The sequence below is a fragment of the Streptomyces sp. B5E4 genome (assembly GCF_039871555.1).
Lineage (GTDB): Bacteria > Actinomycetota > Actinomycetes > Streptomycetales > Streptomycetaceae > Streptomyces.
Genome location: NZ_JBDPMI010000036.1, coordinates 68,371 through 86,213 on the forward strand (window position 1 = coordinate 68,371; position 17,843 = coordinate 86,213).

15 protein-coding genes are annotated in these 17,843 nt (G+C 73.7%); 9 read left to right on the forward strand and 6 right to left on the reverse strand.

Features of this window, described 5'->3' with window-relative positions; genetic code table 11:
* Window positions 1-17 precede the first annotated feature (17 nt).
* Both ABGA99_RS32070 and ABGA99_RS32075 read right to left on the reverse strand, forming a co-directional pair.
* Window positions 18-1,427, reverse strand: coding sequence for a metallopeptidase TldD-related protein (locus ABGA99_RS32070; protein WP_347575705.1), 1,410 nt, complete (start codon window positions 1,425-1,427; stop codon window positions 18-20).
* Complete coding sequence (locus ABGA99_RS32075; RefSeq protein WP_347584013.1) at window positions 1,424-2,953, reverse strand: TldD/PmbA family protein; 1,530 nt, start codon at window positions 2,951-2,953, stop codon at window positions 1,424-1,426. The genes ABGA99_RS32070 and ABGA99_RS32075 overlap by 4 nt, the downstream gene beginning before the upstream one ends.
* A 234-nt stretch (window positions 2,954-3,187) precedes the next feature.
* Here ABGA99_RS32075 and fabG point away from each other — a divergent pair, with 234 nt between their 5' ends.
* The 3 genes from fabG to ABGA99_RS32090 all read left to right on the forward strand — a co-directional run bounded on the left by fabG (window position 3,188) and on the right by ABGA99_RS32090 (window position 5,313).
* On the forward strand, window positions 3,188-3,907 hold the full coding sequence (gene fabG, locus ABGA99_RS32080) for a 3-oxoacyl-[acyl-carrier-protein] reductase (protein WP_027772956.1): 720 nt from the start codon (window positions 3,188-3,190) through the stop codon (window positions 3,905-3,907).
* A 5-nt stretch (window positions 3,908-3,912) separates the two neighbouring features.
* Window positions 3,913-4,680, forward strand: coding sequence for an enoyl-ACP reductase FabI (gene fabI / locus ABGA99_RS32085; RefSeq protein ID WP_347575707.1), 768 nt, complete (start codon window positions 3,913-3,915; stop codon window positions 4,678-4,680).
* Between the two features lie 222 nt (window positions 4,681-4,902).
* Window positions 4,903-5,313, forward strand: a complete 411-nt coding sequence (locus ABGA99_RS32090) for a hypothetical protein (RefSeq protein WP_347575708.1) — start codon at window positions 4,903-4,905, stop codon at window positions 5,311-5,313.
* Between the two features lie 15 nt (window positions 5,314-5,328).
* Here ABGA99_RS32090 and ABGA99_RS32095 read toward each other — a convergent pair whose 3' ends face one another.
* Complete coding sequence (locus ABGA99_RS32095) at window positions 5,329-6,012, reverse strand: FadR/GntR family transcriptional regulator (RefSeq protein ID WP_347575709.1); 684 nt, start codon at window positions 6,010-6,012, stop codon at window positions 5,329-5,331.
* A 52-nt stretch (window positions 6,013-6,064) separates the two neighbouring features.
* Between ABGA99_RS32095 and ABGA99_RS32100 the strand changes: the two genes are divergently transcribed.
* Window positions 6,065-7,429, forward strand: coding sequence for an MFS transporter (locus ABGA99_RS32100; protein ID WP_347575710.1), 1,365 nt, complete (start codon window positions 6,065-6,067; stop codon window positions 7,427-7,429).
* A 55-nt stretch (window positions 7,430-7,484) separates the two neighbouring features.
* Here ABGA99_RS32100 and ABGA99_RS32105 read toward each other — a convergent pair whose 3' ends face one another.
* Window positions 7,485-7,601 carry an SGM_5486 family transporter-associated protein gene (locus ABGA99_RS32105; RefSeq protein WP_018835810.1) on the reverse strand — a complete coding sequence of 39 codons (117 nt, stop codon included), beginning with the start codon at window positions 7,599-7,601 and terminating at the stop codon, window positions 7,485-7,487.
* Between the two features lie 409 nt (window positions 7,602-8,010).
* Here ABGA99_RS32105 and ABGA99_RS32110 point away from each other — a divergent pair, with 409 nt between their 5' ends.
* On the forward strand, window positions 8,011-8,529 hold the full coding sequence (locus tag ABGA99_RS32110) for a histidine phosphatase family protein (RefSeq protein WP_347575711.1): 519 nt from the start codon (window positions 8,011-8,013) through the stop codon (window positions 8,527-8,529).
* A gap of 105 nt (window positions 8,530-8,634) precedes the next feature.
* Here ABGA99_RS32110 and ABGA99_RS32115 read toward each other — a convergent pair whose 3' ends face one another.
* Window positions 8,635-9,993 carry a hypothetical protein gene (locus ABGA99_RS32115; protein WP_347575712.1) on the reverse strand — a complete coding sequence of 453 codons (1,359 nt, stop codon included), beginning with the start codon at window positions 9,991-9,993 and terminating at the stop codon, window positions 8,635-8,637.
* 62 nt (window positions 9,994-10,055) lie between these two features.
* Here ABGA99_RS32115 and ABGA99_RS32120 point away from each other — a divergent pair, with 62 nt between their 5' ends.
* On the forward strand, window positions 10,056-11,198 hold the full coding sequence (locus ABGA99_RS32120) for a WYL domain-containing protein (protein WP_347575713.1): 1,143 nt from the start codon (window positions 10,056-10,058) through the stop codon (window positions 11,196-11,198).
* Here ABGA99_RS32120 and serB read toward each other — a convergent pair.
* Window positions 11,158-12,348 (reverse strand): phosphoserine phosphatase SerB, encoded by a 1,191-nt coding sequence (gene serB / locus ABGA99_RS32125; protein ID WP_347575714.1) that lies wholly within the window; start codon window positions 12,346-12,348, stop codon window positions 11,158-11,160. The genes ABGA99_RS32120 and serB overlap by 41 nt on opposite strands.
* A 687-nt stretch (window positions 12,349-13,035) precedes the next feature.
* On the opposite strand from serB, the gene ABGA99_RS32130 reads away from it, so the two are divergent.
* From ABGA99_RS32130 to ABGA99_RS32140, 3 genes are all read left to right on the forward strand, one after another.
* Complete coding sequence (locus ABGA99_RS32130) at window positions 13,036-15,612, forward strand: FHA domain-containing protein (protein WP_347575715.1); 2,577 nt, start codon at window positions 13,036-13,038, stop codon at window positions 15,610-15,612.
* A gap of 219 nt (window positions 15,613-15,831) precedes the next feature.
* Window positions 15,832-16,998, forward strand: a complete 1,167-nt coding sequence (locus tag ABGA99_RS32135; RefSeq protein WP_347575716.1) for a GAF domain-containing sensor histidine kinase — start codon at window positions 15,832-15,834, stop codon at window positions 16,996-16,998.
* Window positions 16,991-17,686, forward strand: a complete 696-nt coding sequence (locus ABGA99_RS32140; RefSeq protein ID WP_347575717.1) for a response regulator transcription factor — start codon at window positions 16,991-16,993, stop codon at window positions 17,684-17,686. Before ABGA99_RS32135 ends, ABGA99_RS32140 begins: the two co-directional genes overlap by 8 nt.
* Window positions 17,687-17,843: the final 157 nt, after the last annotated feature.

Consider the following 17,843-nt stretch of genomic DNA (forward strand, 5'->3'; position numbering starts at 1 on the left):
TACGAGGGTAATGGCGGCTAGACGCCCTGGCTGACCGAGCTCATGTTGAAGTCGGGGATCCGCACCGGCGGCATCGCCGCCCGCGTGAACCAGTCGCCCCACTCCCGCGGCAGCGTCCGCTCCGTGGCCCCGGCCTCGGCCGCGCGCCCCAGCAGGTCGACGGGCGACTCGTTGAAGCGGAAGTTGTTCACCGCCCCGGTCACCTCGCCGTTCTCCACCAGATACACGCCGTCCCGGGTCAGCCCGGTCAGCAGCAGCGTCGCCGGGTCGACCTCGCGGATGTACCACAGGCAGGTCAGTAGCAGCGCGGGCCCGTCGTGCCCCAGATCCGCGACCATCTCGTCCAGCGACTTCGTCCCGCCCGCGTCCAGCACCAGGTTGTCCGCCTCGGGCGTGACGGGCAGGCCGGTGAGGTCCCCGGTGAAGCGGCCGGTCAGCAGGTGCTGCAACGTGCCCTCGCGCACCCAGTCCGTGGGCCCGACCGGCAGCCCGTTGTCGAAGACCGACCAGTCGTTGCCGGAGGCGTGCGCGACGACGAACGGCGCCGACTCCAGGCCCGGTTCCGCCGGGTCGCTGCGCAGCGTCAGCGGCAGCTCGGCCAGCTTCTCGCCGACGCGGGTGCCGCCGCCCGGCTTGCTGAACACCGTGCGGCCGTCGTGCGCGTCGCGCCCGGAGGCCGACCAGAACATGTAGACCAGCAGGTCCGCCACCGCGCTCGGCGGCAGCAGCGTCTCGTACCGTCCGGCGGGCAGCTCCACCGTGCGCTCCGCCCACGCCAGCCGCTGCGCCAGCTCCTCGTCCAGCTCGGCGGGGTCCACGTCGGTGAAGTCCCGGGTCGAGCGGCCCGCCCAGGCGGACTTCGTCCGGTCGGGGGACTTGGCGTTCAGCTCCAGCGTGCCGGTCGGCTGGTCGTGGCGCAGCCGCAGCCCGGTGGAGGTCCCCAGGTAGGTGGAGGTCAGCGTGTGGTTCGCGAAGCCGTAGAGCTGCCGGCCGCCGGCCCGGGCGCGGGCGAAGGACTCGCCGAGCGCCGGCGCGAAAGCGGCGAACACGTCGGAGGAGGTCTCCGCGGGCGGCTCGGCGAAGCCGGCCGAGTGCGGCACCCCCTCGACCAGCGGACGGGCGTCCTCCGCCGGCCCGCTCTCGCGCGCGGCCGCCTCCGCGGCCCGTACCAGAGACTCCAGGTCGTCCGCGGTGACCGCGGCGCGGGAGACGACGCCGGAGGCCGTGCCCTCCCGGCCGTCGACGGTGGCGATGACCGTGAGCGTACGGCCGCGGGTCTCGCCGTTCGTCGTCAGCGCGTTGCCGGCCCAGCGCAGATTCGCGCTCGACTCCTCGTCGGCGATCACCACGCAGCCGTCCGCGCGCGACAGCTCCAGCGCCCGCTCGACGGTCTCGTGAGGCGCGCTCGTCCGGGTCGTCCGCGTCATCGGCCGGCCTCCTGGGTGGTGTTGAGGATGTTGACGTTCCGGAAGAGCGCCGACGGGCAGCCGTGCGAGACGGACGCGGACTGCCCCGGCTGGGCCTTGCCGCAACTGAACGTGCCGCCCAGCACATACGTCTGCGGGCCGCCGATCGCCGACATCGAGCCCCAGAAGTCGGTGGTCGTCGCCTGGTACGCCACGTCCTTGAGCTGGCCCGCCAGCCGGCCGTTCTCGATCCGGAAGAAGCGTTGCCCCGTGAACTGGAAGTTGTAGCGCTGCATGTCGATCGACCAGGAGCGGTCGCCGACGACGTAGATGCCGCGCTCGACCTCGCCGATCAGCTCCTCCGTCGTCGGCCCCTCGGGCGCCGGCTGCAGCGAGACGTTCGCCATGCGCTGGACGGGCACGCGGGCGGGGGAGTCGGCGTAGGCGCAGCCGTTGGAGCGGTCGAAGCCGGTGAGCTTCGCGATGCGGCGGTCCGTCTGGTAGCCGACGAGCACGCCCTCGCGGACCAGGTCCCAGGACTGCGCCTGCACGCCCTCGTCGTCGTAGCCGATGCTGGCGAGCCCGTGCTCGGCGGTGCGGTCGCCGGTGACGTTCATCAGGCCGGAGCCGTAGCGCAGCGTGCCGAGCTGGTCGAACGTGGCGAAGGAGGTGCCCGCGTACGCGGCCTCGTAGCCCAGGGCGCGGTCCAGCTCGGTGGCGTGGCCGACGGACTCGTGGATCGTCAGCCACAGGTTCGACGGGTCGACCACCAGGTCGTACGAGCCGGCCTCGACGCTCGGCGCCGCCATCTTCTCGGCCAGCCAGCCGGGGATCTGCGCCAGCTCCGCGTCCCAGTCCCAGCCGGTTCCGGTCGCGTACTCCCAGCCGCGGCCCGCGGGCGGGGCGAGGGTGCGCATCGAATCGAAGTCGCCGGAGTCGGTGACCGTCACGGCGGTCAGCTCCGGGTGCATCCGCACCCGCTGCTGGGTCGTCGAGGTGCCGGCGGTGTCGGCGTAGAACTTGTTCTCCTGCACCGCCAGCAGCGAGGCGTCCACGTGCGAGACGCCCGGCGCGCCGAGCAGCCGTTCGCTCCACTCGGTCAGCAGCGCGGTCTTGTCCGTGTCCGGTACGTCGAAGGGGTTGACCTCGTACGCGGAGATCCACGTCTGCTCCGCGTGCACCGGCTCCGGCGCCAGCTCGACCCGCTCGTCCGCCCCGGCCGCGGCGATGACCCGCGCCGACAGCTTCGCCATCGCCACCGCCCGGGCGGCGACCCGCGCGGCGGCGTCCATCGTCAGATCGACCCCGGCCGCGAAGCCCCACGCCCCGCCGTGCACCACGCGCACCGCGTACCCGAGGTCGGTGGTGTCCGTGGAGCCCGCCAGCTTGGCGTCCTTCAGCCGCCAGGCGGCGCTGCGCACCCGCTCCAGGCGGAAGTCGGCGTGCTCGGCGCCCAGCGCCCGGGCCCGCGCGAGCGCGGCGTCCGCGAGGGCGCCGAGCGGCAGTGCGAGGAACCCGTCGTCGAGGGAATGGACCGACTTGCTCACGTTCTGCCCTCCGGTCGGTGGTGGGTGGTGGTGCCGCAGGCCGCGTCCCGGCCCCCGGCCGATCATGCCCGAGCGGCTGCCCGGTGCCCAGCGGGTTTATGTCAGAACCCCACAAGTGTCCGCCGCGGGGCTGTGTGGGGGGCGGAATGCCCGTGGCGCGTCCCGTACCGATAGCTTCTCGGGTGAGGCGTCCTGGAGAAAGTCCGGGAGCCACCAGGGAGAAGGGATGGGTCCTTGAGCCGCTCGGTTCTGGTCACCGGAGGCAACCGAGGTATCGGCCTCGACATCACCCGCGCGTTCGCCGAGGCGGGCGACAAGGTCGCGTTCACGTACCGCTCCGGCGAGCCGCCCGCGGCACTGGTGGAGCTGGGCTGTCTGCCGGTGAAGTGCGACATCACCGACACCGAGCAGGTCGACCGGGCGTACAAGGAGGTGGAGGAGGAGCACGGCAACGTCGAGGTGCTGGTGGCCAACGCCGGTATCACCAAGGACCAGTTGCTGATGCGGATGTCCGAGGAGGACTTCACCTCCGTCGTGGACACCAACCTCACCGGCACCTTCCGCGTCGTCAAGCGCGCCAACCGCGGCATGCTGCGGGCCCGCAAGGGCCGCGTGGTGCTCATCTCCTCCGTGGTGGGCCTGATGGGTTCCCCGGGCCAGTCCAACTACGCCGCCTCGAAGGCGGCGCTCGTCGGCTTCGCCCGCTCGCTGGCGCGCGAGCTGGGCTCGCGCAACATCACCTTCAACGTCGTCGCGCCCGGCTTCGTCGAGACCGACATGACGCGGGTGCTCTCGGCGGAGCGGCAGGCGGAGATCGCCGCGCAGGTGCCGCTCGGCCGGTACGCGCGGCCGGAGGACGTCGCCGCCGCCGTGCGGTTCCTCGCCTCCGACGACGCCTCGTACATCACCGGAGCCGTCATCCCCGTGGACGGCGGATTGGGCATGGGTCACTGAGCACCATGAGCGGAATCCTCGACGGCAAGCGCGTCCTCATCACCGGCGTGCTGCTGGAGTCGTCCATCGCCTTCCACGCCGCGAAGCTGGCGCAGGAGCAGGGTGCGGAGATCATCCTCACCGCGTTCCCGCGGCCCACGCTGACCGAGCGGATCGCGAAGAAGCTGCCCAAGCCGACGAAGGTCGTCGAGCTCGACGTCACCGACGACGAGCACCTGGCGCGGATCGAGGGCATCGTCCGCGAGGAGCTGGGCGGGCTCGACGGCCTCGTGCACTCCGTGGGCTTCGCCCCGCCCGACGCGCTCGGCGGCAACTTCCTGCACACGCCCTTCGAGTCCGTCGCCACCGCCATGCACGTCTCGGCGTTCTCGCTGAAGTCGCTGACGATGGCGTGCCTGCCGCTGATGCAGGGCGGCGGGTCCGTGGTCGGCATGACCTTCGACGCGCAGTACGCCTGGCCGCAGTACGACTGGATGGGCCCGGCGAAGGCGGCGCTGGAGGCCACCAGCCGCTACCTGGCCCGCGACCTGGGCAAGGAGAACGTCCGCTGCAACCTGGTCTCGGCCGGGCCGATCGGCTCGATGGCGGCCAAGTCCATCCCCGGCTTCTCGGACCTGGCGGACGTGTGGAACACGCGCTCGCCGCTGGAGTGGGACATGGCGGACCCGGAGCCGGCGGGGCGCGGCGTCGTGGCGCTGCTGTCGGACTGGTTCCCCAAGACGACGGGCGAGATCGTGCACGTCGACGGCGGCGTGCACATCATGGGCGCGTAGCCGGGGGCGCCCGGTTCCCTCACGGCTCGACGCGTACGGCCGGCACCGGCTGTCACACGCTCTGCGGGGCGGACGGGCGGCCCCCGCACGGGGTCGCCCGTTCGGCGTACGCCGGTGGGCCGCGGGCGGGGCGGCGGCGCACGCTGGAGGGGCAGGTACCGTCCCCTTGTGGTGCAGCAGCGACGCTCGTGTGCGGCGTCGCCGTACGGCCGAGGAGGTTTCGTGGTGCGTGAGGGCCCGCGTCGTTCCGGCCACCGCACCCGGGCCTTCGCACGTCCCCGTACGCTCCTGGGCGCGGCGGTCGCCGCCGTCGCCGTGCCGGTGCTGCTGACGGCAGGCCCCGCGGACGCCGCGGACGGCCCCGGCGCAGACGACCGCGGCGGCCCGACGAAGGCCGAGTGCCGCACCACGGTCACCGGCTCGACCGTCACCGCCCGCTGCTACAACGCCGGCCCCTACACCGACGCCGTCCAACTGCACATCGAGTGCGCCCGGTGGTGGGACCCGGACGTGGACGGCATGCGGATGCGCCTCGACCCCGCGGAGAGCGGCGAGATGACCGACCGCTGCTGGTTCGGCGTCACCCGCGCCTGGGTCACCCACGAGCCGATACGGGACGTGCCGGACGGCTGACCGGGCCGCGCCCCGTCAGGCGCCGAGGGCCGGTTCCGGCATGCAGCCGTAGGCGTGGGCGGCTGCTTCCGCCGCCGCCGTTTCGGCGTCGCCGGCGCGGATCGCCGACACCATCCGGGCGTGGTCCAGATGCTCCGCCGGCAGCAGGACGTCGCCCACCTTGGAGCGCAGTGTCGTGCGGACGACCTCGCCCAGGTCCGCGTAGATCGCGGTCAGCACCTCGTTGTGCGACGCCGTCGCCACCGCCAGGTGCAGCGTCGCGTCCGCGTCGACGAAGGCCGCCGCCTCGCCCGACTCCCACGCCTCCTCGCGGCGTCGCAGCAGCAGCTCCAACTGCGCCATGTCCGCCTCCGTACGGCGCACCGCCGCCAGCCGTGCCGCCTGCGCCTCCAGCGCGCTGCGCAGCTCCGCGACGTCCCCCGGCGGGGTCCCGGCGAACCGGCGCTGCATGACGCCCGCCAGCTCGCTCGTGGCGGCGACGTACGTGCCGGAGCCCTGCCGGATGTCGAGCAGGCCGTTGTTCGCGAGCGCCCGCACCGCCTCGCGGACGGTGTTCCGCGCGACGCCGAGTTGCTCCACCAGCTCCGGCTCGGTGGGGATGCGGCTGCCGACCGGCCACTCGCCCGCCGTGATCTGCGTGCGCAACTGGGCGATCACCTGGTCGGTGAGGCTCGACCTGCGCGGCGACGTCAGTGCCATGTCTCTCCCGTGCTCGGACTGAGGAGTGGACAACCATTCATCCAATGATTCTATGATGGTCTCCATGTCGCGCCGCAGCATCCTCACCAAACCCGCCGGGGCACCGGGGCAGCCGACCCGAGACGTGCAGGTCACCGGGCCGGGATCAGCCTCCGGGTCGTCCTCCGCGCCGCGGGTGACGCCATGGCTGCTGCGGCTGATGATCCCCGCGCTGCTGCTCGCGGCGATCAACCTGCGGCCCGCGATAGCCTCGTTCGGCTCGGTACTGGAGGACGTGCGCACCGACATCGGCATGAGCGGTACGGTCGCCGGGCTGCTCACCTCCATGCCGGCGCTCTGTTTCGCGGTCTTCGGCAGCCTCGCGCCCCGCTTCGCCCGCCGCTTCGGCCCCGTGGCCGTCGTCGCCGGCGGGCTCGTCGCGATCGCCGGCGGTCTGGCGCTGCGCCCGCTGTTCGGCAACACCCCCGCGTTCCTGGCCGCCAGCGCGCTTGCGCTCGGCGGCATCGCCGTGGGCAACGTCCTGATCCCCGTCATCGTCAAACGCTGGTTCCCGGACCGCGTCGGGTCGATGACCGGGCTCTACTCGATGGGCCTGGCCCTCGGTACGGCCTCCGCCGCCGGTCTCACCGTGCCGTTGAGCGAGGCGCTGGGCGGCAGCTGGCGGCTGGGGCTCGGCGTGTGGGCCGCCGTCGCGGCGGTTGCGGTGGTGCCGTGGGCGGTGCTGTCGCACGGCTCGCGCCGTGGGGCGGCGGAGCCCGCGGGGGCGGGCGGGTCTGCCGGGTCCGCGGCGCCCGCGGTGGACGACGGTGCCGAGGGGGCGGCGGAGCCTGCGCGGCCGGTTCGTATCACCGCCAGCCCCACCGCGTGGGCGCTCGCCGTCTTCTTCGGCCTCCAGGCCACCGCCGCGTACGTCACCATCGGCTGGCTGCCGCAGATCTACCGCGACGCCGGTGTGTCCGCCTCCACGGCGGGGCTGCTGCTCGCCCTCGCCATGGGCATGGGCGTCCCGCTGGCCTTCGTGCTGCCGCGGATCGCGGCCCGGCTGCACCACCAGGGGCCGCTGGTCGTGGTGCTCGGCGTGTGCGGCCTCGGCGGCTACGCGGGGCTGTGGCTGGCGCCGGCGGGCGGCGCCTGGGTGTGGGCGCTACTGCTCGCCGTGTCCAACTGCGCGTTCCCGCTGGTCCTCACCCTGCTCGGGGCCCGGGCCCGCAGCCACGCCGGCCTCGTCCGGCTCTCCGCCTTCGCGCAGAGCACCGGCTATCTGATCTCCATCCCGGGCCCGCTGGCCGTCGGCGCGCTGTACGGGGCCACGGACGGCTGGACCGTGCCGCTGGCGGTGCTCGCGGCGTTCATGGTCGCCCAGGTGGCGGTGGGGATCGTCGCCGGCCGCGACCGCGTGGTCGAGGACGAGCTCTGACGGCTGCACGGCCCGCCGGCGTCGGCGACAGTTGCAACGGCAGCGCTCGCGCGGCTCAGGGCGAGGCGATCGTGGCGATGACGCCGATGACCACCGTGATGGCGAGCATCGCGCCGAGCACGTAGAGCAGCTTGCGCTGCCCGTTCTGGGGATTCGGGTCGAGCACGGGCATACGGCCAGTCTCGCATCCCCGCCCCGCCGCCCCGCGCGGGGGCGCCGCCGGGCGCCCGGGGGTGGGGCTAGCCCCACCCTCCCCTAGGGGGCCAGGGTCAGGGGGAACTGGGTGGGTCACCGGATGGGGCGGGCGGCCCCGGGTCCGTAGGTTCGAAGCAGTACGAAGGACTCGGGACGTCAGGCAACCCCACGGAGGCGAAGATGTCAGCCGGTGCCCACACCCAGCCCGCACCGCCGGCGGCGCAGCGCTGGCTGCCGTGGTGGTCCGTCGCCCTGCCCGTCATGGCCTTCACCGCGCTCTTCGCCCTGCGGCTGCTCTGACCTCCCGCCCGGCCGCCCGTCACTCCTGGCGGGAGACCCTGCGAACTGCCCGGACCCCGCGGCCGGTTTCGTGCGAAGCTGAGCTTATGAGCGCAGGAACGCCCCGCAGCATCGTCCTTCTCCGACACGCCAAGGCCGAATGGGCCCAGGACTCCGACCACGAGCGCCCGCTCGCCGAGCGCGGCCGCGCCGACGCGCCCGCCGCCGGGGACTTCCTCGCGGCCCACGACGTCGACCCGGACCTGACCCTCTGCTCCAGCGCCAAACGCACCCGCGAGACCTGGAAACTCGTCGTGGGCAAGCTCCCCCGCCGCCCCCGGACGGTGTATGAGGAGCGGCTGTACGAGGCATCCCTCGGGGAGCTGATCCAGGTGCTGAACGAGGTCCCCGACGACGTCTCCACGCTGCTGGTCGTCGGCCACAACCCCGGCATGCACGGCCTCGCCGACGCCCTGGCGGGCTCCGCCGAGGGCGACACGCTGAGCAGGCTCAGCCGCGGCTTCCCGACCTCGGGCGTGGCCGTGGTGGAGTTCGCCGGCTCCTGGAAGGGCGTGGAGCACGGCGTGGGCCGGCTCACCGAGTTCTGGACGCCGCACCAGCAGTGACTCCGGCCGCCGGCCCGCGCGGGCCCGCCCCGTGCGGGCCCGCGCACCCTGCCCGGGGCCCCGCCCCCCGCGCTTCCGGCCCTCCAGACCTCCCGGCCCTCCCGCTCAGCCCGCGAGATCCCGGCGCAGATACTCCGCCGTCGCCGACCCCGCCGTGCGGGCCAGCTCCGCCGGGGTGCCCTCGAACAGCACCCGCCCGCCGTCCCGCCCGCCACCGGGCCCCAGGTCGACGACCCAGTCCGCGTGCTTGACGACCTCCCGGTCGTGCTCGACCACGACCACCGTGCCGCCCGCGTCCACCAGCCGGTGCAGCAGCGCGATCAGCCCCTCGACGTCGGCCATGTGCAGCCCGGCGCTCGGCTCGTCGAAGACGTACACGGCGCCCGGCAGCCGCAGCCGGGCGGCGAGCTTGAGCCGCTGGCGCTCGCCGCCGGACAGCGAGGCGACGGACTGGCCGAGGGCGGCGTAGCCGAGCCCCACCTCGGCCAGCGGGGCCAGCAGGTGCGCGATCCGCGCCTCCTCGGTGCCGCCGGCCGCGAGGAAGTCCCCGGCCTCGCCCGCCGTCATCTCCAGCACGTCGGCGATGGAGCGGCCCCGTACCGCGTGGGCCAGCGCCTCGTCCCCGAACCGCCGCCCACCGCACGCCTCGCAGCGCCTGCTGACCGGGTCCATGAACGCCAGGTCGGTGACGACGCGCAGCACCTCGTCCCGGATCCGGCCGGAGAGCGCGGCGACGTCCCGCCTGAGGTACAGCCGTCCGAAGCGCTCGACCAGGCCCTCGTACGCGTTCCGTCCGTCCGCGCCGGTGCTCTTCACCCGGCGCGGCACCCGGAACCCCTTGCCGTGCAGGAGCAGCTCCCACTCCCGCGCGCCATAGCGTGCCAGCGGCAGGTCGGGGTCGAACAGGCCCGACTCGGCGTATGTCTGCCACCACACCGAGCCGACGCCGAACGGCGCGAAGCGGATCGCGCCCTCGTTCAGCGACCGCGACCGGTCCGGGAAGCGGTCGAGGTCGAGGCGGACCGCCTTGCCGAGCCCGTCGCAGCCGGGGCACATCCCGCGCGGATCGTTGAACGAGTACGCGCTCGACTCGCCGGCGGACGGCGTGGCGCAGCGGGAGAACAGCACGCGCAGGACGGCGTGGACATCGGTCGCGGTGCCGACGGTGGAGCGGGCGCCGCCGCCGAGCGGCCGCTGGTCGACGACCACGGCGGGCGTCAGGTTCGCCGGCCCGTCGGCCCGCGGGCGTTCGTGCCGCGGCAGCCGGTTGCGCAGGAACCAGCCGAAGGTCTCGCCGAGCTGGCGCTGCGACTCCACCGCGAGCGTGTCGAAGACCAGGGAGGACTTGCCGGAACCCGACACCCCGGTGAAGACGGTGATCTTGTCGCGGGGGATGTCGAGGGAGACGTTCTTGAGGTGGTGCTCGCGGGCTCCGGTGATACGGATGACGTGCCGAGGTGCCATGACCCCGACGCTACGGGCGAAGGAGGCCGGAACATGTCCGCCTTCCCGGTCATGATCGGGGGATGAGCGACACCCCCGCGCGGCTGCTCACGCTGCTGTCCGTGCTGCAGAGCGGGCGCGAGCACAGCGGCCCGGAACTGGCCCGGCGCCTCGGCGTCAGCGTGCGCACCGTGCGCCGCGACGTCGACCGGCTGCGCGCGCTGGGCTACCCCGTGGCCGCCACCGTCGGCGCCGTCGGCGGCTACCGGCTCGCCGCGGGCACCGCGATGCCGCCGCTGCTGCTCGACGACGACGAGGCGGTCGCCGTCGCCGCCGGGCTGCGCGCCGTGGCCGCCGGGGGCGTCGAGGGGATCGAGGAGACGTCCGTACGGGCCCTCGCCAAGCTGGAGCAGGTGCTCCCCGCGCGGCTGCGCCGCCGGGTCTCTGCGCTGCAGCGGGCCACGGTGCCGCTGACCGTGAGCCCGGCGGGCGCGGTGGCGGCGGCCGGGGCGCCGGTGGCCGCGGAGGTGCTGGCGGCGCTGGCCGCGGCGAGCAGCAGGGGGGAGGGGCTGCGGTTTGGCTACCGGGGCAAGCGTGCGGGCTCGGCGGGTCGGGGAGACGAGCCGGCAGGCGGTGAGGCGGGCCGCGTACGCGCGCGTGAGGCGGGCGCCGGGGCCCGCGCCCCGCGACCGGCCGCCGTGCCCGGCGACGAGCCGCCGGGCACGGGCCGTACCGGGCCCGGCGGCGGCATCCGCCGGCACGTCGAGCCGTACCGCCTCGTCAGCACCGGGCAGCGGTGGTATCTCGTCGCGTACGACCGTGACCGCGCCGACTGGCGCAGCTTCCGCCTCGACCGGATCGACGACCCGCAGCCCACCGGCGTCCGCCACCCTCCGCGCGAGCTGCCCGCCCCCGACGCCGCCGCCTTCGTCGCCGAGTCCATCGCAGGACACCGGGGCCGCTACCGCGCCGTCGTCACCCTGCACGTACCCCTCGACGAGGCCGTACGCCGCCTCCCGCGCGGTGCCGGACTGCTGGAGGCCGACGGGGCCGGCCGCTGCACCCTGGTCACCGGCGGCGACGCGCTCGACTGGCTGGCCGTGCGGATCGCGCTGCTCGGCGTGGACTTCGAGGTGCGCGAGCCGCCGGAGCTGGCGGACTTCCTGCGCGACCTCGGCGACCGCATCACCCGGTCGTATCCGCCGCCTCCACCTCGTCGCGCGTGATGCCCAGCAGATAGAGCACGGTGTCGAGGAACGGCACGTTCACCGCCGCGTGCGCGGCCTCCCGTACCAGCGGCTTGGCGTTGAAAGCCACCCCCAGCCCTGCCGCGTTGAGCATGTCGAGGTCGTTCGCGCCGTCCCCGATCGCCACCGTCTGCGCCAGCGGCACGCCCGCCTCCGCGGCGAAGCCGCTCAGCAGCCGGGCCTTGCCCGCCCGGTCCACGACCGGGCCGGTGATCCGCCCCGTGAGCTTGCCGTCGACGATCTCCAGGGTGTTCGCGGCGGCGAAGTCAAGCCCGAGGCGGTCCTTCAGGTCGTCGGTGATCTGCGTGAAGCCGCCGGAGACGACGCCCACCTGGTAGCCGAGCCGCTTGAGCGTACGGATCAGGGTGCGCGCGCCGGGCGTCAGGCGGACCTCCTCGCGCACCTTGTCCACCACCGACTCCTCCAGCCCCGCCAGCAGCGCCACCCGGGCGTGCAGGGACTGCTCGAAGTCCAGCTCGCCGCGCATCGCGGCGGCGGTCACCTCCGCGACCTCGGCCTCGCAGCCGGCGTGCGCGGCGAACAGCTCGATGACCTCGTCCTGGATGAGGGTGGAGTCGACGTCCATCACCACCAGCCGCTGCGCCCGGCGCTGCAGCCCGGACGCCACGACGGCGACGTCCACACCGAGGCGGGCGGCTGCTATGGCCAGCGCGGTGCGCAGTTCCTCGGTGGCGGCGCCGGAGACCTCGAACTCGACGGCGGTCACGGGGTACTTCGCGAGCCGGAAGATGCGGTCGATGTTGGCGTCGGTGCCGGTGATCGCGGCGGCGATGCCGGCGGTCGACTCGGCTGTCAGCGGCTGCCCGAGCACGGTCACGTGGGAGCGGCCGGGAGCGCGCGGCTCGTTGTCGCCGGTGCCGGAGATTATCTCCGCCTCCAGGCGCATCGAGCCGGCCCAGGAGTGGATCGTCGCGCGCAGCTCGCCCTCGGTGGCACCGATCGGGGGCGTGACCAGGGCGCACAGCGTGATGCGGCCGCGGGTGACGATCTGCTCGATGTCGATGACCTCGACCCCGTAGGCGGCGAGGGTGTCGAAGAGGCCGGCGGTGAGGCCGGCGCGGTCGCGGCCGAAGATCTTGACAAGAAGCGTGCGGGCGGCGGTGGTCATGATGCGACCACGGTATCGCGGTGCGGCCCGCGGGCGGCGGGGCGGGTCGGTTTGCGGCGGGCGGCGGCGGGGCCGCTGGGCTGGGAGGTTGCGGCGAGGGATACGTGCGGTTGCGGGCGGCCGAACGGACGGGGGAGGGGCCTCGGGGGGCGTCGCGGGCCGGGGCCGCGCGGAGGGTCCGCGCGGTCGCCGGGGGCGGCGTTCGGGGGCCGGGGAGACCGGGGTCCGAGGGCTCTCCGGCGTGCGGGTTCGGCGGTGTGGCCGGCGGTCGGCGGCCTCCGCCCGACGGTACGGGCCGGGGCCGTCCGCGGCGCCCGGACAGGTCCGTACGCCGGCGTGCGCCCCGCCCGCGCCGGATGCGGCGGCACCGCCGGCCGGATGCGGCGCCCGGCTCGCCGCCGCGATTGCCGTTTCCCCCTCCGGGCGCAATTCCCGGATCTCCTCGCCCGCGTATGCGCGCCGGCACCGTCCGTGAGTGATCAAGTGCCCTCAACATGCGCGAATCGCCCGGGAGCGGGGAGAAGTGGAAGGCGAAAGTCCGCCTTCCTGTCCGACCCGCGTTTTCGTGAAGCGACTGTTACTGAAATAGTTCCTCAGGATGTTCGCCATCCCTAGACTCCTTACGGGCCTGTTGAAGTCAGGTGCCGTGCATGGGGCACCTCGGGGGACAACTTTGTGGGGCATGGAGTGCCTGAACTCGTACTTGAACTGAACGGACAGACATGGACCCTCGACCCGGCGCGGGCGTATCGCGTCGGGCGGGATCCGCAGGGGGACGTGGTGCTGGAGGACGCCAGGGTTTCCTGGCGGCACGCCAGCCTGCGGTGGGGCGGCCGTAGCTGGCTGCTCGAGGACGTCGGCAGTACCAACGGCTCGTACGTGGAGGGCCAGCGGGTCCACCAGATCGAGATCGGCCCCGGCTCGGTCGTGTATCTCGGCAACGCCACCGACGGGCCGCAGTTGCGGCTCTCCGCGCCGGCCGGCGCGGCCCCCCCTGACGTGTACAGCGCGCAGACCGCGATGGCCCAGCCGCCGCCCGGCGCGCAGCAGGCCGCGCCGCCGCAGCAGGCGCCCGGCGCCTGGGGAGGTCCGCCGCAGGGCCCGCCGCCCCAGGGCCCCCCGTTCCAGGGGGCACCGGCCGGCATGCCGCCCCAGCAGCAGCCGTACGTACCGCAGCAGCAGCAGCACTCCGCGCCGCAGCGCCCGCCCGCCGGCGCGGGCCCCGGCGGCGGCTCCGGCGGGCCGTCGGTCTACGGCGACCGCAGCCCCACGACGTTCCACCAGCTCTCGCTGGGCCGCGTCACCCGCATCGGCCGTGCGCTGGAGAACGAGCTGGTCGTCTCCGACCTGCAGGTCTCCCGCCATCACGCGGAGTTCAGGTCCACGCCCGACGGCCGCTCCGAGATCGTCGACCTCGGCAGCCACAACGGCACGTACGTCAACGGTGAACAACTCCCGCAGCGTGGCCGGCGGCCCATCGGCCCCGACGACATCATCGGCATCGGTCACTCCACCTTCCGGCTGGTCGGGGACCGGCTGGAGGAGTTCGTCGACACCGGTGAGGTCAGCTTCTCGGCCCGCCACCTGACCGTGAAGGTCGACGGCGGCAAGGTCATCCTGGACAACGTCTCCTTCGGCGTCCCCGAGAAGAGCCTGATCGCCGTCATCGGCCCGTCCGGATCCGGCAAGTCCACGCTCCTCAAGGCGCTGACGGGCTACCGCCCCGCCGACGTCGGCGAGGTCCTCTACGACAACCGGAACCTGTACAAGCAGTTCGCCGAGCTGCGCCACCGCATCGGCCTGGTGCCGCAGGACGACATCCTGCACACCCAGCTCACCGTCACCCGCGCCCTGCGCTACGCCGCCAAGCTCCGGTTCCCCGGCGACACCGCCGAGGCCGAGCGCGCCGCCCGCGTGGACGAGGTGCTGCGCGAGCTGAAGCTCGACATCCACAAGGAGAAGCGGATCAGCTCCCTCTCCGGCGGCCAGCGCAAGCGCGTCTCGGTGGCCCTGGAGCTGCTCACCAAGCCGTCGCTGATCTTCCTGGACGAGCCCACCTCGGGCCTCGACCCGGGCATGGACCGCGACGTCATGCAGTTGCTGCGCGGCCTGGCCGACGACGGCCGCACGGTCCTGGTCGTCACCCACTCCGTCGCCGAACTCGCGCTCTGCGACCGGCTCCTGGTCATGGCGCCGGGCGGCGGCGTGGCGTACTTCGGCCCGCCCGAGGAGGCGCTGAACTTCTTCGGCTACGAGAGCTGGGCCGACGTCTTCTCCGCCTTCGAGAACTACCGCGAGTACGACTGGAAGGGCCGCTGGCAGGGCTCCCAGCACTACCAGATGTACGCGGCCGACATCGACGCGGTCGCCCCGCAGCCCGTCGCGATGCAGCCGCCGCAGATGCTCCGCCCGTCCAAGCCGCAGGGCTGGGGACCACAGCTCTGGACGCTGGTGAGACGGTACGTGTCCGTCCTCGCCTCCGACGGCGTCTTCATCGCCCTCACCATCGCCCTGCCGGTGGTCCTCGGCGTCGTCAGCATGGTCATCCCCGCCGAGTTCGGCCTCGGCTACGGCCCGGCGAAGATCCACCTGATCAACAGGGCCGCGGGCACGATCCTGCTCATCCTCGCGGTCGGCGCCTGTTTCTCCGGCGCCGCGAACTCCGTGCGTGAGCTGATCAAGGAACGGGTGATCTACGAGAGGGAACGGGCGGTCGGCCTCTCCCGCTCCGCGTACGTGATGTCCAAGGTGCTCGTCCTCGGCGTCATCACGATCTTCCAGGGCGCGGTCATCAGCGCCATCGGCGTCCTCAGCCGCAGCAAGCTGCCCGAGGAGGGCGTGATCCTGTCCGACCTGCCGGCGGTGGAGCTGGCGATCGGCGTGACCACGCTGGGTCTGACCTCGATGATGGTCGGCCTGATCATCTCGGCGCTGGTGAAGACCTCCGAGATGACCATGCCGCTGCTGGTGATGTTCGCGATCGTGCAGGTGGTCTTCACCGGCGTGCTGTTCCAGTTGCACGGCACCCCGGGCGTGGAGCAGCTCGCCTGGCTGATGCCCTCGCGCTGGGCTGTGGCCGCGATGGGCTCGACGGCCGACCTGAACGTGCTGCTGCCCTGGGACAGCGGTGAGACGGACGCGCTGTGGGAGCACACGGCGGGCACGTACGTGCTGAACATCGGCGTGCTGCTCACCATGGGCGTGATCTGCGGCTTCATCGTCGCGCGGCTGCTGCGCAAGCACGAGCCGGAGGTCATGCGCTGAGCGCACCCCGGCACCGCGGACGGGCGGCACCCCCCACCGGGGGTCCCGCCCGTCGCCGTCCGTACCCGGGGGCCGCCCGCGGCGGCCGCTGCCCTCTCGGGGCGCGGCGCACACCCGGGGGGTCCCGCGGGTCGGCACAGCGGCCTAGGACCGGGGGCCGAGACGGGTCGGGACCGCGGCTGGATCACGTGGATCGGCGCGGCGGGTAGCGTGATCGGCATGTCCACACCCGCCCCAGGACCGGTCGCCGGACTCGAAGCGGTCAGCCGCGCACTGCTCGCCATGAGCAGGCAGGTGCAGGTCCGCGACGTGCTCCAGACGATCACGGCGTCCGCGCGCGAGCTGCTCCAGGCCGAGTACGCGGCCCTGGGCGTGCCGGACGACCACGGCGGCTTCGCCCAGTTCGTCGTCGACGGCGTCAGCGACGCGCAGTGGAAGGCCATCGGCCCGCTGCCCCGCCAGCACGGCATCCTCGCCGCGCTGCTGGAGGACGGGAAGCCGGTGCGCCTGGGCGACGTACGCAAGGACCCCCGCTTCGGCGGCTGGCCCAGCGCCCACCCGCGGCTGCGGGACTTCGTCGGCGTCCCCATCGCCGACGGCGAGGAAGTCCTCGGCGCGCTCTTCCTCGCCAACAAGCAGTGCGAGCCGGACGACCTGCCGGGCCCCGACGGCTGCCGCTTCGGCGCCGAGGACGAGGCCCTGCTGCGTACCCTCGCCGACCACGCCGCCATCGCGCTGACCAACGCCCGCCTCTACGAGCGCAGCCGCGAGCTGACCATCGCCGGCGAGCGCGCCCGTATCGCACACGAGCTGCACGACGCCGTCTCCCAGAAGCTCTTCTCGCTGCGCCTGACCGCGCAGGCGGCCGCCGCCCTCGTCGACCGCGACCCCTCCCGCGCCAAGGGCGAGCTGCAGCAGGTGGCGCGGCTCGCCGCGGACGCCGCCGACGAGCTGCGCGCCGCCGTCGTCGAGCTGCGCCCCGCGGCCCTGGACGACGACGGCCTGGTGGCCACCCTGGCGACCCAGGTGCAGGTGCTCGACCGGGCCCACCGCGCCCGCGTCACCTTCACCTCCGCGCACGTGCGCGCCCTGCCCGCGGCACAGGAGGAGGCGCTGCTACGGGTCGCGCAGGAAGCACTGCACAACGCGCTGCGGCACGCCGACGCCGAGGTGGTCGAGGTCGCGCTCACCCGGCACGGCCGCGGCGCCCGGCTGCAGGTGCGCGACGACGGCCGGGGCTTCGACCCGGACACCGTCCGCTCCGCCGGCCGCCACCTGGGCCTGGTGTCCATGCGCGACCGCGCCGCCGGCGTCGGCGGTGCCCTGACCATCCAGTCGGCGCCCGGGCAGGGCACCGTGATCGAGATGGAGGTGCCCGGTGGCTGAGACCGGCGAGAAGCAGCGGCCCGCAGGACCGGACGACACGGACGTACCCGGCCGGATCCGGGTGCTGCTGGTCGACGACCACCAGGTCGTACGGCGCGGGCTGCGCACCTTCCTGGAGGTGCAGGACGACATCGAGGTCGTCGGCGAGGCCGCCGACGGCGAGGAGGGCGTGGTCCGTACCGCCGAGCTGGCGCCGGACGTGGTGCTCATGGACGTGAAGATGCCCGGCACCGACGGTATCGAGGCGCTGCGCCGCATCCGCGAGTCCGGCAGCGCGGCGCGCGTGCTGGTCATCACCAGCTTCACCGAGCAGCGCACCGTCGTGCCCGCGCTGCGCGCGGGCGCCGCGGGCTACGTCTACAAGGACGTCGACCCCGAGGCGCTGGCCAAGGCGATCCGCTCGGTGCACGCCGGGCACGTGCTGCTGCAGCAGGACGTCGCCGGGGCGCTGCTGGCTCCGGAGGCGGGCGGCGGCCCCGCGCAGGGCCGGGGAACGACGCTGACCGAGCGCGAGCGCGAGGTGCTGGCGCTGATCGCCGACGGCCGCTCGAACCGGGAGATCGCCCGCGCGCTCGTGGTCTCGGAGAAGACGGTCAAGACACATGTGTCGAACATCCTGATGAAGCTCGACCTCGCGGACCGTACGCAGGCCGCCCTCTGGGCCGTACGACACGGTCTGAGCGGCTGAGACGACTATCGGGCGGGGCCACCGGGCGTCAGCGGAACGGCGTCTTCCGGTCCGAGATTCATACTGTCGTGTAGTCGTCGCCCGCCCTGCGCAACTGCGCCGGGGCTTCCGCGTTCTCCATGGCGTGCCCCGCCCGCCGGCCCCGGCCACCCCCCGG

What these genes read in the sequence shown, in the direction of transcription:
- ABGA99_RS32115 (WP_347575712.1), bottom strand. Translation starts at nt 9,993, where the DNA reads ATGGCACCTCGGCACGTCATCCGTATCACCGGAGCCCGCGAGCACCAC.
- ABGA99_RS32095 (WP_347575709.1), bottom strand. Translation starts at nt 6,012, where the DNA reads ATGGCACTGACGTCGCCGCGCAGGTCGAGCCTCACCGACCAGGTGATC.
- ABGA99_RS32105 (WP_018835810.1), bottom strand. Translation starts at nt 7,601, where the DNA reads ATGCCCGTGCTCGACCCGAATCCCCAGAACGGGCAGCGCAAGCTGCTC.
- ABGA99_RS32135 (WP_347575716.1), top strand. Translation starts at nt 15,832, where the DNA reads ATGTCCACACCCGCCCCAGGACCGGTCGCCGGACTCGAAGCGGTCAGC.
- ABGA99_RS32110 (WP_347575711.1), top strand. Translation starts at nt 8,011, where the DNA reads ATGAGCGCAGGAACGCCCCGCAGCATCGTCCTTCTCCGACACGCCAAG.
- fabI (WP_347575707.1), top strand. Translation starts at nt 3,913, where the DNA reads ATGAGCGGAATCCTCGACGGCAAGCGCGTCCTCATCACCGGCGTGCTG.
- ABGA99_RS32120 (WP_347575713.1), top strand. Translation starts at nt 10,056, where the DNA reads ATGAGCGACACCCCCGCGCGGCTGCTCACGCTGCTGTCCGTGCTGCAG.
- ABGA99_RS32070 (WP_347575705.1), bottom strand. Translation starts at nt 1,427, where the DNA reads ATGACGCGGACGACCCGGACGAGCGCGCCTCACGAGACCGTCGAGCGG.
- serB (WP_347575714.1), bottom strand. Translation starts at nt 12,348, where the DNA reads ATGACCACCGCCGCCCGCACGCTTCTTGTCAAGATCTTCGGCCGCGAC.
- ABGA99_RS32100 (WP_347575710.1), top strand. Translation starts at nt 6,065, where the DNA reads ATGATGGTCTCCATGTCGCGCCGCAGCATCCTCACCAAACCCGCCGGG.